At 63.9% G+C, this 15,107-nt stretch carries 11 protein-coding genes; 9 read left to right on the top strand and 2 right to left on the bottom strand.

The genetic code is table 11. The annotated features are described in order from the left end of the window. The first annotated feature begins 143 nt into the window (after positions 1–143). Positions 144–725: a hypothetical protein gene (locus tag HMPREF0762_RS01135; RefSeq protein WP_245935465.1), complete on the top strand. Its 582-nt coding sequence runs from the start codon at positions 144–146 to the stop codon at positions 723–725. A 134-nt stretch (positions 726–859) separates the two neighbouring features. Then, complete coding sequence (uvrA, locus tag HMPREF0762_RS01130; protein ID WP_006361505.1) at positions 860–3,757, top strand: excinuclease ABC subunit UvrA; 2,898 nt, start codon at positions 860–862, stop codon at positions 3,755–3,757. Between the two features lie 123 nt (positions 3,758–3,880). Here uvrA and gdhA read toward each other — a convergent pair whose 3' ends face one another. Next, positions 3,881–5,212, bottom strand: coding sequence for an NADP-specific glutamate dehydrogenase (gene gdhA, locus HMPREF0762_RS01125; protein ID WP_006361504.1), 1,332 nt, complete (start codon positions 5,210–5,212; stop codon positions 3,881–3,883). Positions 5,213–5,619: 407 nt separating this feature from the next. Here gdhA and rnhA point away from each other — a divergent pair, with 407 nt between their 5' ends. Both rnhA and HMPREF0762_RS01115 read left to right on the top strand, forming a co-directional pair. After that, positions 5,620–6,096, top strand: coding sequence for a ribonuclease HI (rnhA, locus tag HMPREF0762_RS01120; protein ID WP_006361501.1), 477 nt, complete (start codon positions 5,620–5,622; stop codon positions 6,094–6,096). A gap of 144 nt (positions 6,097–6,240) precedes the next feature. Further along, positions 6,241–6,438, top strand: coding sequence for a hypothetical protein (locus HMPREF0762_RS01115; RefSeq protein WP_115314181.1), 198 nt, complete (start codon positions 6,241–6,243; stop codon positions 6,436–6,438). A 95-nt stretch (positions 6,439–6,533) separates the two neighbouring features. Here HMPREF0762_RS01115 and sstT read toward each other — a convergent pair whose 3' ends face one another. Further along, positions 6,534–7,784, bottom strand: coding sequence for a serine/threonine transporter SstT (gene sstT, locus HMPREF0762_RS01110; RefSeq protein ID WP_006361499.1), 1,251 nt, complete (start codon positions 7,782–7,784; stop codon positions 6,534–6,536). Positions 7,785–8,028: 244 nt separating this feature from the next. Between sstT and uvrC the strand changes: the two genes are divergently transcribed. The 5 genes from uvrC (at position 8,029) to HMPREF0762_RS01085 (ending at position 15,083) form a co-directional block, all read left to right on the top strand. Continuing rightward, positions 8,029–10,050, top strand: coding sequence for an excinuclease ABC subunit UvrC (gene uvrC, locus HMPREF0762_RS01105; RefSeq protein WP_006361498.1), 2,022 nt, complete (start codon positions 8,029–8,031; stop codon positions 10,048–10,050). 18 nt (positions 10,051–10,068) lie between these two features. Further along, positions 10,069–10,992 carry an RNase adapter RapZ gene (gene rapZ, locus HMPREF0762_RS01100; protein WP_006361497.1) on the top strand — a complete coding sequence of 308 codons (924 nt, stop codon included), beginning with the start codon at positions 10,069–10,071 and terminating at the stop codon, positions 10,990–10,992. Next, positions 10,989–12,068 carry a gluconeogenesis factor YvcK family protein gene (locus HMPREF0762_RS01095; RefSeq protein WP_006361496.1) on the top strand — a complete coding sequence of 360 codons (1,080 nt, stop codon included), beginning with the start codon at positions 10,989–10,991 and terminating at the stop codon, positions 12,066–12,068. The genes rapZ and HMPREF0762_RS01095 overlap by 4 nt, the downstream gene beginning before the upstream one ends. Before the next feature lie 11 nt (positions 12,069–12,079). Further along, a complete protein-coding gene (gene whiA / locus HMPREF0762_RS01090; protein WP_006361495.1) occupies positions 12,080–13,003 on the top strand; it encodes a DNA-binding protein WhiA in 924 nt (307 codons plus the stop codon). A gap of 178 nt (positions 13,004–13,181) precedes the next feature. Then, the gene (locus tag HMPREF0762_RS01085; protein ID WP_006361494.1) at positions 13,182–15,083 is read left to right on the top strand and encodes an RNase J family beta-CASP ribonuclease; all 1,902 of its coding nucleotides are present in this window, start codon (positions 13,182–13,184) and stop codon (positions 15,081–15,083) included. Positions 15,084–15,107 lie beyond the last annotated feature (24 nt).

Genomic DNA, 15,107 nt, shown 5'->3' with positions numbered 1-15,107 from the left:
ATCTTCGCGTCATTCGCCGCGAAGATCTCGTGTCCGCTTCCGTCGCGGCCGTCCGACGCTCGTCGGGCCGGCGGTTGGAAACGGGGATGCGTAGAGGCAGGGAGGAGGCTCGCCTCCGTTCTTTCATCGATCGAAGCGCCGATATGATTCCCGCGCCTTCGGATGCGATGCCGTTCGTCGCGGTTCCTCGTCTTGCGGCATCGGGAGATGAAGACGCGCTGTTCCTCGAGCGCTCGTTCGCGCTCGTCCCTGTGCGGCATGCGGTTCTTGCCCGTCGAATCCTCTGGCTCGGTTCAGGGGTCGAAACCTCGGAAACCCTTGCCGCCGCGCGGTCGAGGCTTTTCAGGCTCGGCCTTCCTCAGACGCTCGATGACGACGGAGGCATGCGCGAACGCTCCTCGTGGAACCAGGTTCTGTCGGCATCCGTCGCGTTCTCGCCCGAAGACGACTTCGATCTGCGCCTGCGTTTCTTCGCAAGCCTTATCGCCTGGTCCGTGCGAAAAGACGTGCACGATGAGGATATCCGGGACGCCGCAGCCGCACCGAAATCCGCGAGCGTGCGGTTTCCTGTCGGCGATCGCGAAGAGGGCCGCGCAATGCGGGCAGGGAAGGGTCGCCCGTCTTTCCAGACTCGCGATGCGAGGGTTCAGCTCGGGGTTCTGCAGCATATCCTCGATCGAAGGGCGTATCGCCGAATCGCATGGACGCTCGAGGAAGGCCTGTAGGCATCTTTAGCGGGGCATCCGAGGGATGTAATCTCTGCAGCGAGAGCACGCTCGCTCTGCGGTCGGCGGGCGTTCGGGGCTATCATGCAACGTTGCGCACGAAGTATTCGGAAGAGAGTAGGAACAGGTTCGGAATGGCACGTGATTCCATCATCATCCGCGGAGCCCGCGAGCATAATCTGAAGAACGTCGATGTCGCCATTCCACGCGATAAGCTGGTCGTCATCACGGGCCTTTCGGGCAGCGGCAAATCGAGCCTCGCGTTCGACACCATCTACGCAGAGGGGCAGCGCCGATACGTCGAAAGCCTCTCGGCATACGCGCGCCAATTCCTCGGCCAGATGGACAAGCCCGACCTCGACAGCATCGACGGCCTTTCGCCGGCGGTCGCCATCGACCAGAAGACCACGTCCAAGAATCCGCGCTCCACGGTCGGCACCACGACGGAAATCTACGATTATCTCAGGCTCCTGTACGCCCGCATCGGCACGCCCCACTGCCCCGAATGCGGGCGCGAGATCAAGAAGCGCACCACCGATCAGGTGACGGACGAGATCCTCGCCCTCGGGGAAGGGAAGCGCGCGCTCATCCTCGCTCCCGTCGTGGTCGGGCGGAAAGGAGAGCATGCCAAGATCATCGAGGACCTTCGGAAAGAGGGCTTCTCGCGCCTTCGCATCGATGGCGAGGTCGTGCGCCTCGAGGGTGAGCTTCCCAGGCTCGATAAAAAGCTGAAGCACACGATCGACGTCGTGGTCGACAGGGTCGTGCTCAAGAAGTCCGCGACGGGCCGCATCGCCGAGTCGGTCGAAGTGGCGACGAGGCTTTCTGAAGGGCGCGTGGTCGCGCACGTCATCGACGAAGGGAGCATGCCGGACGATGCGGCGAGCCAGACGCCGAGGAAGGGTTCGGGCTTTTCCGCAGCCATTCCCGGCGATCATTTCTTCTCGCTCGCCCTTGCCTGTCCTGAGCACGGTCATTCCATGGACGAGCTTCAGCCGAGGGATTTCAGCTTCAATGCGCCGTACGGCGCCTGTCCCGACTGCGCCGGCCTCGGTTCGCGCGAGGAGGTCGATCCTTCGCTCCTCATTCCCGATGCGTCGCTTTCCCTCGAGGAAGGATGCATCGCCCCCTTCGCTTCGGGCAACTACTATCCGCAAGTATTGCGTGCGGTGTGCATCCATCTCGGACAGCGTCCCGATACGCCGTGGGAGGATCTGCCTGCCAAGGTCCAGAAGGCGCTTCTGTTCGGCCTTCCGAACGACAAGGTGCGCGTCGACTATCGCACCGTCGACGGACGCGATACCTATTGGTTCATCGACTGGCATGGCGCCTGCGCGGCGGTCGAAGAGCGTTTCAAGGATGCGAAATCCGACGGGCAGCGCGACAAGTACGGAAGATACTTCGCCACCATTCCGTGCGCGACCTGCGGCGGCAAGAGACTTCGCCCGGAAATCCTCGCAGTGACCGTCGGAGGCGAAAGCATCGATGCGCTCTGCGCCATGAGCGCCAAGGATCTGCTCGGGTTCTTCGAGGGGCTTGCGCTGACCGATCGCCAGCTGGTCATCGCCGCCGCGATCGTCAAGGAAATCAAAGCGCGCCTCAAGTTCCTCGTCGATGTGGGGCTCGACTACCTGACGCTCGAGCGCGGCACAGCCACGCTTTCCGGCGGCGAAGCGCAGCGCATCAGGCTCGCCACCCAGATCGGAGCCGGCCTCATGGGCGTCCTGTATATCCTGGACGAACCCTCCATCGGACTTCATCAGCGCGATAACGACCGTCTTATCGCCACGCTCGAGCGCCTGCGCGATCTCGGCAACACCGTCATCGTAGTGGAGCACGACGAGGACACGATCCGCGCCGCCGACTACGTCATCGATATGGGTCCGGGTGCGGGCGAGCACGGAGGGTATCTCGTGGCCGAAGGCACGCCCGATCGGATCGCCGCCGTCGAGGGGAGCATGACGGGCGATTACCTGAGCGGCCGTCGTGTCATCGCGGTCCCCGCAGAGCGCAGGCGCCCGCGCCGGGGATCCATCAAGCTCACCGGCGCTTCCGAGAACAATCTTAAAGATGTCGATCTCAAGATAGACCTCGGCACGTTCACCGTTGTGACCGGCGTTTCGGGCAGTGGGAAAAGCTCGCTTATCACCGATACGCTTGCGCCGGCGCTCTCGAACCGCCTCAATCGTTCCCACCTGCGTACGGGCGCGTTCAAAAAGCTTACAGGCTATCAGGCGCTGGATAAGATCATCGATATCGATCAGAGCCCCATCGGCCGCACGCCGCGTTCGAATCCTGCCACCTACATCGGACTGTGGGACGATATCCGCGCGCTGTACGCATCGACGCCCGAATCGAAGGCGCGCGGCTATGCGCCGGGCCGCTTCAGCTTCAACGTGAGCGGCGGCCGCTGCGAAGCGTGCAAGGGCGATGGCCAGATCAAGATAGAGATGCACTTCCTGCCCGACATCTATGTGCCGTGCGAGGTGTGCGGCGGCGCACGGTATAACCGAGAGACGCTGCAGGTCACGTATCGCGGGAAGAACGTATACGACGTGTTGGAGATGACGGTCGACGAAGCGCTCGGCTTCTTCAAGAACATTCCCGCCTTGGCGCGCAAGCTTCAGACGATGCACGACGTCGGTCTCGGCTATATCCGTCTCGGACAGCCTGCGACGACGCTTTCCGGCGGCGAGGCGCAGCGTGTGAAGCTCGCAAGCGAGCTTCAGCGCCGTCAGACGGGCAAGACCATCTACATCCTCGACGAACCGACGACCGGCCTTCATATGGAAGACGTGCGTCAGCTTCTCGAAGTATTGCAGCGGCTCGTCGATTCAGGCAACACCGTGCTCGTCATCGAGCATAACCTCGACGTCATCAAGTCGGCGGACCGAATCGTCGATCTCGGCCCGGATGGGGGAGACCGCGGCGGCACCATCGTCGCCGCGGGCACGCCCGAGGAGGTCGCCCAGGTTGCAGGAAGCCATACAGGTGCGTTTCTGCAAAGGATATTCGCGACGCAGGGAGCGTAGTCGAAACGAAGGGACGCGTGCGCGTTCGTGCCCTGCGGTATCCGAGCATGACGCAAAGAAGGAAGGGATACGGGCTTCGCCCTCCCTTCCTTCTTCATTCATGGAGCATGGGATGCGTATCGTCTACACGATTCCTTGGGACATCATGGCATCGGCGACTTTCTTGAAGCCCGCGATATTCGCGCCCGCGACGTAGTCGCCCGGCTTGCCGATCTCGTTGGCCGCATCGTCGGCTGCGTGGAAGATATCGACCATGATGCTCTTGAGTTTCGCATCGACCTCGTCGAACGTCCAGGAGAGGCGCTCGGAGTTCTGGCTCATCTCGAGTCCGCTCGTGGCGACGCCGCCTGCATTGGAGGCCTTGCCGGGAACGAATGCGACGCCGGCCTCCTGAAGGTGCTCGGTGGCCTCGAGGGTCGTCGGCATATTGGCGCCTTCGGCCACGACGAGGGTGCCGTTTTTCGCAAGCATTTCGGCATCTTCGAGGAAGAGCTCGTTTTGGGTTGCGCAGGGCAGGGCGATGTCGCAGGGAACGTTCCACACGCCGCGGCCTTCATGGTACGTGACGCCCTCCACGCGCTTCGCGTATTCGGAAATGCGGGCGCGCTCGACTTCTTTGACCTGCTTGATAACGGAAACATCGATGCCGGCGGGCGCTTCGATCCAGCCCGTCGAATCGCTCATCGTGACGACCTTGGCGCCGAGCTGCTGGGCTTTCTCGGCAGCGTAGATGGCCACGTTGCCGGATCCGGAGATATCGACGGTCTTGCCGTCGAAGGTCTCGCCACGCTGGGCGAGCAGCTCTTCGACGAGATACACGAGGCCGTAGCCGGTGGCTTCGGTGCGCGCGAGGGATCCGCCGAAGGAGAGGCCTTTGCCGGTCAGAACGCCCGACCATTCATTGCGCAACCGCTTGTACTGGCCGAACATATAGCCGACCTCGCGGGCGCCGGTGCCGATATCGCCCGCAGGAACATCGGTGTCGGGGCCGATGTGGCGGAAGAGCTCGGACATGAAGCTCTGGCAGAACCGCATGACCTCCCCGTCGGACTTTCCCTTGGGATCGAAGTCGCACCCGCCCTTGCCGCCGCCCATGGGCAACGTGGTAAGGCTGTTCTTGAAGACCTGCTCGAAGCCGAGGAACTTCAGGATGGAAAGGTTGACGGAAGGATGGAGTCGCAGCCCGCCTTTGTAGGGGCCGAGCGCGCTGTTGAACTGAATGCGGTATCCACGATTGACCTGCACTTTACCCCGATCATCGACCCAAGGGACGCGGAACTGGATGACGCGTTCGGGTTCGACGATGCGCTCGAGCAATGCGGCGTCCTGGTATTCGGGATGCGCGGCGAGGACGGGTTCGAGCGAGGCGAGCACCTCGGTGACGGCCTGGATGAACTCCGGCTGGTTCAGATCCTTCGCCTTGACCTGTTCGATGACGCGCTGCGCGTAGGTCATGATGCCTCCTTCTGTAGGAACGTATGGGAATACCGCATGCGGGGATGGATCTGCGCGGCATGGCGGCGTCGTCCATTGCTGACGGCATCATGGTATGCGGGGTTTGTTTCCCGTGCGTTTCCCATGCGTTTCTCGTGCGTTGAATCACGCTTCGTGCATCATTTCACGGAGCCACGGAGCCACGGAGCCACGGAGCCACGGAGCCACGGAGCCACGGAGCCACGGAGCTACGGAGCCACGGAGCCACGGAGCCACGGAGCCACGGAGCCACGGAACTCGTGCGGCGCGCGGATCCGTGTCGACGCAGTCTGCGCCGAACCCTCTTGTCGGCGCGCGACGATATAATGCTCGTTCGACCGATGCCTATCCGGCGCGCATGCGCCTTGGCGCGAAACGGAGGATCCTTCATGCATGTCGACATCTACAGCGACGGCTCTTCGCGGGGCAATCCGGGACCGGGAGGCTACGGCGCCATCTTGCGATTCGTCGATCCGTCGGGCGGCGTGCACCAAAAGGAGCTCTCGGGCGGATTCGAGCGCACCACCAACAACCGCATGGAGCTGCTTGGGGTCATCGTGGCCCTCGAGGCGCTCAAAGCCCCGTGCGAGGTTGCGGTCTATACCGATTCCCAGTACGTCGTCAAGGCGTTCACCGATCGCTGGGTCGACGGTTGGAAACGTCGTGGTTGGAAGAATGCGAAGAAAGAGCCGGTCAAGAACCAGGATCTCTGGATGCGCCTCATCGCGGCGTTAGAGGGGCATCGCGTATCGTTTCACTGGGTGAAAGGCCATGCGGGCCATCCGGAGAACGAACGCTGCGACGAGCTTGCGACAACGGCCGCCGACGGGGCGGATCGTCTCATCGACGAAGGGTTCACCGACTGACCCTGCACGTGCGTGCGCTTCGACCGATTCGTTCGACCCGTCGCCGCAAATGCCGTTTTTGGGGCGTTCTTATCGTCGCGAGGTTCTACGATGAAGCCGTGATGGGTTGATATGCATCGGCCCCAGGGACGGAGGGAGCAGCGCATGGCGAAGGACGGCGGCGTTTCCAATTCCTCGAGCATTCCAGCTGCACGCATCCTTCTTCCCGACGAAGCCGCTTTTCTCAATCATGTTCTCGACGAGCTGACGGATGCCGCCCTGCCGCGCGAAGCTCGGTCCGGCGCCTCCGCGCCGTCGTTCGCGCTCGGCCGCCCGGCGGCGGAAAGGCCGCGCAAATCCTGACGCCGCAATGAAAATCATGATGCAGCAATAAAGAAAGCCTCGTCTGCGACGAGGCTTTCTCGAACGTTAGGGATGGATCCGCGCGTACGCGCCCGCTATTTCTCCCATGCGGCGAAGTCGACGGTGCGGCCTTCCTTCTTCCATTCGCGGTACTCGGCCGTGGCGGTAAGCACGACGTCGGAGGAAGAATTCAGCGCGGTCTCGCAGGAGTCCTGGACGACGCCGATGATGAAGCCGACGGCGACGACCTGCATGGCGATGTCGTTATCGATGCCGAACAGCGAGCATGCGAGCGGGATCAGGAGCAGAGAGCCGCCCGGCACGCCCGAGGCTCCCGCGGCGCCGATGGCGGCGAGGGCGGACAGCAGAACGGCGGTCGGGATATCGGGGAACGTGCCGGTCATCGTATAGTGCGCGGCCATGGCCATGACGGTGATGGTGACGGCGGCGCCTGCCATGTTGATCGTTGCGCCAAGCGGGATGGAGACGGAGTAGTTGTTCTCGTCGAGCTTGAGCTTGCGGCAGAGCTCCATGTTCACGGGGATGTTCGCGGCGGAGCTGCGGGTGAAGAATGCGGTGACGGCGGAGTCGCGCAGGGCGCGCAGGACGAGCGGATAGGGATTGATGCGCGCGGTGACCGCGACGATGATGGGATTCGTGACGAGCGCGATGAAGAACATCACGGCGACGAGGATGACGATCAGGCGGCCGTATTCGGTGAAGATCTCGAGGCCGCTCGTGGACACGGCGGCGTAGACGAGGCCCATGATGCCGAACGGGGCGAGGTTGATGACCCAGAGCACGACCTTGATGATGGCGTCGGCGATGCTCTTGATGGTCTCGCGTGTGCCGGCGGGCGCGACACGCAGCGCGACGCCGATAAGGACGGACCAGGTCAGAATACCTATATAGTTCGCGTTCGCGATTGCGGCGACAGGATTGGCGACCATGTTGGTAAGCAGCGTGGTCAGGACTTCGCCGATGCCGGACGCGGGCGTCTGCTCGATTCCCTCGGCGACGACGAGCGTGAGCGAGGTCGGGAAGGCGTAGCTGGCGAGCACGGCCACGAGCGCGGCAACGAAGGTGCTGATAAGGTAGAGGACGACGACGGTCTTCATGTTGCCTGCGGACTTGGCGTTCGCAAGCGCGCTCATGACGAGGAAGAAGACGAGGATCGGGGCGACGGCCTTCAATGCACCGACGAAGATCGTGCCGAGCAGCGCGACGACGGGTCCGACGGCGCCGTCGGGGGAGATGGTGAGGCCGAGCACCGCGCCAATGGCCAAGAAGATGAGGATGCGCAGGATAAGGCTGCTGTCCATCCATTTCTGCCAATACTTCTGCATATTGACATCCTTTCAGGTGAGGATGGTCAAAGCTCTCCGGACCCTTCCCTGCGCCTGGAGAGCTCGCCACCGGCCGATAATGTTTTTCGAATCCTACTCGGATGGGCTCCGGGGGTTTCAACGGCGTCGGACATACGGCGCGTTTCATGGGGCAAACGTACGTTTTCGCAGGCGCTGTGGATGCTTGGTGATGCCGGAGACGCGTGCGGGGAGCGCACGGGCGCCCCGTTGCTATACTCGACGCATGGCCGAATCCACGAACATCGCCGCGTCCGCGCACGGCATCGCACCCGAGACGCTCGCGCGCATCAAACGCGAGCTCGACAGCGTCCCGACGCGTCCGGGAGTCTATCTTTGGAAGAACGCCGCGGGCGAGGTCATCTACGTCGGCAAGGCCAAGCAGCTGCGCGCGCGCATGCGCCAGTACGTGAACTTCCAGGACGACCGCGCGAAGATCCCGCTTCTCGTCGCCCAGATCGACACGTTCGAATACATCGTCGTGGAAAACGAGCACGAATCGCTCGTCTTGGAGAAGAACCTCATCAAACAGTACGCCCCCTTCTTCAACGCCGACTTCAAGGATGACAAGAGCTACCCGTTCATCGCGCTTACCAAAGGCGATGTGTTTCCCGCGATCAAATACACGCGCGAGAAGCACGTGGCGACGACGCGCTATTTCGGTCCCTACACCGATGGCCGCGCAGCGCGAAGCCTGGTGGACATCGCCCGCAAGCTCGTGCCCGTCTGCGCCGCCCGCTGCGCTGAATGGCGTCGCATGAACCGCAGGCTCGCCGCCGGCGATCTGGACGCCTTCCTCTCTGCGGAGGGCCTGCGTCCCTGCTTCGACGCGCACGTCGGCTTAGGTCCGGGCCCATGCTGCGGCCGCATCACGCCCGAGGGCTACCGCAGAAACGTCGAACGCATCGAGAAGTTCCTTTCGGGAAGCCATGCCGAGTTCGTCCGCGAGCTGACCGACGAAATGCATGCGGCGGCGGCCGAGCTCGACTTCGAGCGCGCCGCGCGCATGAAGGCGCGCATCGACACCGTGAACTCGCTTACGGATCGGCAGCATGCCGTGTCCGCCCGCAACCTCGATGCCGACGTCGTCGGCATCGCGCGCGAAGAGACCATCGCCGGCGTCCATGTCTTCATGGTGCGCGAGGGGCGCATCATCAACGGAAACGAATTCGTGCTCGACAAAGGCCGCGACATACCCGACGAGAACCTCCTGCACGACTTCCTGCTGCGCTACTACGACGCCACGACATCCATCCCGCGCGAAGTCATCGTCGATTGCGAGCTCGAAGACGCGGAGGCCGTCGAAGGATGGCTCACCGGGAAGCTCGCGAGCGTCCACGGCGCGCGCGTGCGCATCACGGTGCCCCGGCGCGGCGAGAAGTCGGAGCTGCTCGCGCTGGCGCGGCAGAACGCGGGGCATACCCTCAACCGCTACAAGGTCCGCACCAATTACGAGGACAAGCGCGTCAACGCGGCGCTCCTTCAGCTCGAAAGCGCCCTGGCGCTCGACGGGCCCCCGATGCGCATAGAATGCTTCGACATCTCCACCATCCACGGCAGCTACACGGTCGCGTCCATGGTCGTCTTCACCGACGGCAGGCCCGACACGAACCAGTACCGTCGCTTCAAGATCAAGACGCCTCTCGACGAGGCGAACGACTTCTTGAGCATGAAGGAGGTCATCGGCCGCCGCTATGCCCCCGAGCGCATGGCCGACGAGCGTTTCGGGAAGAAACCCGATCTGCTCATCCTCGACGGCGGCCTGCCTCAGCTCAACGCCGTGCTCGACCAATTCGCCGACATGGGCATCGACGACATCCCGGTGTGCGGCCTCGCCAAACGGGACGAGGAGCTCTTCGTGCCTTGGCAATCGACGGGTCCCGTGGTGCTGCCGGGCGGATCGGCATCGCTGTACCTGGTCAAGCATGTGCGCGACGAGAGCCATCGCTTCGCCATCGCCTTCCATCGCGAACTGCGCGGCAAGGGCATGACGAAGTCCGTTCTCGACGACGTCGCAGGGCTCGGCCCCGTGCGCAAGAAGGCGTTGCTCAAGGCCATGGGCGGATTCACACGCCTGCGCGCGGCGTCGCTCGACGACATCCTTGCCGTCCGCGCCGTTCCCGAAGAGGTCGCACGCGAGGTCTTCGCGGTGCTTGCGCAGTATAATTCCGTCAGGAACAACGATATCTCGGAAGGCATCGGCGTGTCTTCCGACGAGCCGTCCGACGCCGCTTCGGCGACGGCGTAGGAAAGGAAGGGGTGCACGATGGGCGAATCCGCATCCGATCTCGTGATCATCTCGGGGATGAGCGGCGCCGGCCGCACCGAGGCCATGCATGCCTTCGAGGACCTCGGGTACTTCTGCATAGACAATCTGCCTGCCTGCCTGATAGGCGACCTGATCGCGTCCATGGAGCGCCGCGGAGACGGCGAGACGCGTCTCGCCGTGGTGTGCGACGCCCGCAACCAGGAGTTCTTCGTCGATCTGGTCGATGAGCTCGCGACGTTGCGCGAAGAGGGACGCGCCTATCGCGTGCTGTTCCTCGATGCGTCCGACGACAAGCTCGTCGCGCGTTACAAGGCGAGCCGCCGCCGGCATCCGCTCTGCTCGGAGGGCATGACGATCGCCCAGGGCATCGTACAGGAACGTGCGCTCCTTTATCGTTTGCGCGAGATGTCGCAGGATGTCATCGACACGACGGACCTTCTGCCCATGCAGCTGCGCAAGCGCATTCGCGACATCTTCTCCGTCGGCACCGACCGGGACGGGCTCGCGGTCACGGTGTACTCGTTCGGCTTCAAGCACGGAGCGCCCATCGACGCGGATATCGTCATCGACGTGCGCTTCCTTCCCAACCCGTACTATATCGACGCGCTGAGGCCCCTGACCGGGCTCGATGCCGCCGTGCGCGACTACGTCATGTATGACGAGGAGACGCTCGAGTTCGTCTCGCGGTGGAAGGATCTGCTGTCCTGCGTCATGCCCGGCTATGTGAAGGAAGGCAAGCAGCAGCTGGCCATCGCCGTCGGCTGCACGGGCGGGCAGCATCGCAGCGTCGCCCTGGCCGAGGCCACGGGCGATTTTCTGCGCGGCGCGGGGTACCGCGTGAGCGTGTCGCATCGCGATCTCTCCCTCGCGCATACGGATGCGCGAGGGACCTCGGCCGATAGCAACGGTGACGCACGATGAGCGCAGGCTCGCCTTTTTCCCAGGATCCTGCGCAGACCGCGGCGTTCGCGCGTTTATCGGCCAAGCTTTCGGCACGGCCCCATGGCGAGGCGTCGCCCCTGAAGGCGGTCGTGATCGGGGGAGGCACCGGCGCTCCCGTCTCCATCCGCACGCTCTTGAGCCTGGATGCCGAGGTGTCGGCCGTCGTCGCGATGGCCGATGACGGCGGCTCGACCGGCGTCATTCGCGAAGAGGCGGGTTCGCTTGCGCCGGGCGACATCCGCAAGTGCCTCGTCGCGATGGCGCGCGACCACGACGATCCGCTGACGCGCGCGTTCAAATACCGGTTCGCGTTCGCCGGCGACCATGCCCTCGGCAATCTCATGCTCGCAGCCCTCGAAGACGCCACGGGGTCGTTCCCGCGCGCGATCGAGATCTGCGAGGGGATCCTCGAGGCGCGCGGCCACGTGTTCCCCTCGACGCTCGACCCCGTCGTGCTCACGGCCGTGACGCGCGACGGCGACGCGCTCACGGGACAGGCGCAGGCCGGCGCCTCGACGTGCGCGCTGGGGCGCGTGTCGCTTAGCTCCGAAGGATCGATCGAGGCCTACCTTCCGGCGCTTCGCGCGATCGAAGAGGCCGATCTCGTCGTGCTGGGCCCCGGATCCCTGTACACCTCCATCATCCCGAACCTGCTCGTTCCCGGCATCGTCGACGCCATACGTGCGTCGTCGGCCACGACGGTCTTCGTCTGCGCGGTCGCCGACGTGCAAGGCGAGACGCGGGGCATGCGCGCCGTCGACCACTATCGCGCCTTGGCGTCGCACGGCATGGAGGGGCTTGTCGACTACATGCTCGTCCATAGCGCCACGCCGCTTTCCCCCGGTGCTTGCGCGACCGTCGAAAACGATGTGGAGGCCGTCGGCCTGACGTATGACGAGGCGGTCGAGCTGCAATCCGAGGGCGTCGTCGTCCTTGTGCGCGACCTTGCCGATCACATGCATCCGACCTGGCATTATCCGGAAGCGTTACGCGAAGCGTTCTGCACGGTCCTCGACATCGACGAGCGTCGCTCGGCGCGCGTCTTCCGACCCTGAGGCGTTCGGCCATGTCGTTCACGTCGGATGTCAAAGACGAGCTCGCGCGCGTCGAACCCTCCTGCAGCCATTGCGCCCGCGCGACGCTCGCCGCGCTCGTGCGCATCGAGGGCACCCTGCTCATCATGGGAAAGGGAAGGCGCGGCCTGGAGATATCGACGGAGGTCGGTCCCGTCGCCCGCTTCGTCATCCGGTCGCTTCACGGCATGTACGATTTCAAGACCGAGCTCACGGCGCGCCGCAGCGTCCTGCACGACACGCCCAATTTCCTCATCACGGTGCCGCCGCAGCCGGGGCTCGACGATGCGCTCGTCGATCTGGGCGTTCTAGGCGATGCGGGCCTTGAGAGCGGCATCGCGCCGCACCTCGTCGAGAAGACCTGCTGCAGCGCCGCATACGTGCGCGGCGCCTTCCTCGGCCGCGGGTTCATCGCCGATCCACGCGGCGATTTCCACTTCGAGATCACGGTCGAGAACGAAACGCTTGCCGGCGAGCTCGTCGCTCTCATGAACCGCCATTCGATGAACGCGCATGTCCTCAAACGCCGCAACTCGTTCATCGTTTACATGAAAAGCGGCCCGTCCATCTTGGCGTTCCTTGCGTTCACGGGCGCGCATCAAGGCGCGCTTTCCATGGAAAGCGAGCGCGTGCGCAAGAGCGTGCGCAACGATATCAACCGCAAGATCAATGCGGAGATCGCGAACCAGGCGAAAAGCGCCGCGTCGGCGGTCGATCAGATCGTGAGCATCCGCAAGATCGTGGAGAGCGGCAAGGTCTCGTCGCTCTCGCCGGGCCTTCAGGAATTCGTGTACCTGCGTCTTCATAATCCGAACGCCTCGCTCAAGGAGCTGGGGGAGAAGGCCAGCCCGCCGCTTTCGAAATCGGCGGTGTATCATCGCGTGCGCAGGCTCGAGGACATCGCCCGAAAACTGTAGCGCCCACGCCGCCTGTGCGTATCGTCTGGGCTTTCGTTCGGACCGTTTGTCCGCAGATGCGGTATCGACTAAAATTATGCAGTTAAACGCGATGCGCCGCCTCATCGGCGCCTCATGATCGAACGCTTCCGCAGGCCTGAAGACGGCCGCGGTTTGAAGGACGCGCATGCGACCGGGCATGCGCATCGAGCAAAGGAGAACTCGTTTGAGCAATGAACCGAAGGGCCGGGAGGCCCAATCCCAGGAACCGTCCTCGCAGAAGGGGTCCGGCGCATCGCGCGAGCGGCGCCGCCGCACGCAGGCCAGCAAGCACGTGACCATCGATGCGAAGCGTCCGCATATCACGCGCGGCGCCCAGGCCGCCGAGATGCCGTTCGAAAAGGCGCGCACGCGCAATGCCGGCCGCGCCGGCGGCGTCAAGAAGGATTCTTCCGCCAGGCTCGACATCATCCCGCTCGGCGGGCTCGACGGCATCGGCAAGAACATGACGGCCTTCGTGTGCGGCGACGACATGATCCTCGTCGATGCGGGCCTGATGTTTCCCGACGACAACCATCCGGGCATCGACCTCATCCTTCCCGATTACACCTACGTCCTCGAGCATGAGGACAAGCTGCGCGGCATCATCATCACGCATGGGCACGAAGACCATACGGGTTCGCTGCCGTATCTTATGAAGGACCTTTCCCGCAAAGTGCCGATCTATGCGACGAAGCTCACGCTCGGCCTGATCGAAGGGAAGTTCGCCGAGCATCGCGTGAAGGCGCGCCTGTGCGAGATCCATGCCGGCGACGAGATGAAGCTCGGCAGCTTCCTGATCGATTTCTTCGCCGTGAACCACTCCATTCCCGGCGCGGTCGGCGTCTTCATGCAGACGCCCGCCGGCAACGTCATGCATACGGGCGATTTCAAGCTCGACCAGACGCCGATCGACGGCGTCCACACCGATTTCGCCGCGCTCGCGCGCTTCAGCGAGATCGGCGTCGATCTGCTGCTATCCGACTCCACGAATTCGATGAAGTCATCCTTCACGCCTTCCGAGGCCGAGGTGGGCAAGGCGCTGCGTTCCATCATGGCGAACGCCACCGGGCGCGTGATCATCGCGAGCTTCGCGAGCCACATCCATCGCCTTCAGCAAATCGCCGACGCCGCCGTCGCCAACGGCCGCAAGGTCGTCGTGACCGGCCGCTCCATGATCCAGAACACCGATATCGCGCGCCGCCTCGGCTATCTTCATATCGCCGACGACAACCTGCTCGACGCCTACGACCTCAAGGATCTGCCGCCCGAGCGCGTGGTCATCATGTGCACCGGCAGCCAAGGCGAGCCGCTCTCGGCGCTCGCGCGCATCGCGAACGGCGAGCATCGCACGATCGACATCGACCGCGGCGATACCGTCATCATCTCCGCCACGCCCGTGCCCGGCAACGAGAAAGCCGTCACGCGCGTCACGAACTCGCTCGCCAAGATCGGCTGCGACGTGTACGACAAGTCGCGCGCCCTCGTGCACGTTTCGGGACATGCAGGCGCCGAGGAGCTCAAGATCGTGCTCTCCATCGTGAAGCCCAGGGCATTCATGCCCGTCCATGGCGAAGCCGCCCACCTGCGTGCGCACGCCCGTCTGGGCGAGGCGGTCGGCGTCGATCCTCGTAATATCTTCATCTGCGAAAACGGCGACACGTTGACGCTCACGACCAACGGCGTCCGTCGCGGCGAGCCCGTCGAGAGCGGCATCGTGTTCGTCGACGGGCTGTCGGTCGGCGACACGACGCGCGACGTCCTCGACGAGCGCACGACGCTTTCCGAGTCCGGCCTGGCATCCATCGCCTGCGCCGTCGATCCGAAGGGCCGCAAGGTCCTCGGCGACGTCCGCGTCGAGATGCGCGGCATCACCGGCGGCGACGTGTCTCGCCTGCGCGCCGAGGCCGTCTCGTGCGTCGAGGGATCGCTGCGTCGCGGCCTCGAGCGCGGCAAGCGCGGACGCGATCTGGAAAAGCTTCTGAAGGATGCGCTGCTTTCTTTGCTGTGGGAACGCACCAAGCAGCGTCCGATGGTCATCGCGTCCATCATCGAGCCGTAAGGCCCTTTGCGTTTACCCGCGTCC

Source organism: Slackia exigua ATCC 700122 (genome assembly GCF_000162875.1).
Lineage (GTDB): Bacteria > Actinomycetota > Coriobacteriia > Coriobacteriales > Eggerthellaceae > Slackia > Slackia exigua.
Note: the sequence above shows the minus strand (reverse complement) of the source record. Positions and strands in the feature narration are given on the sequence as shown.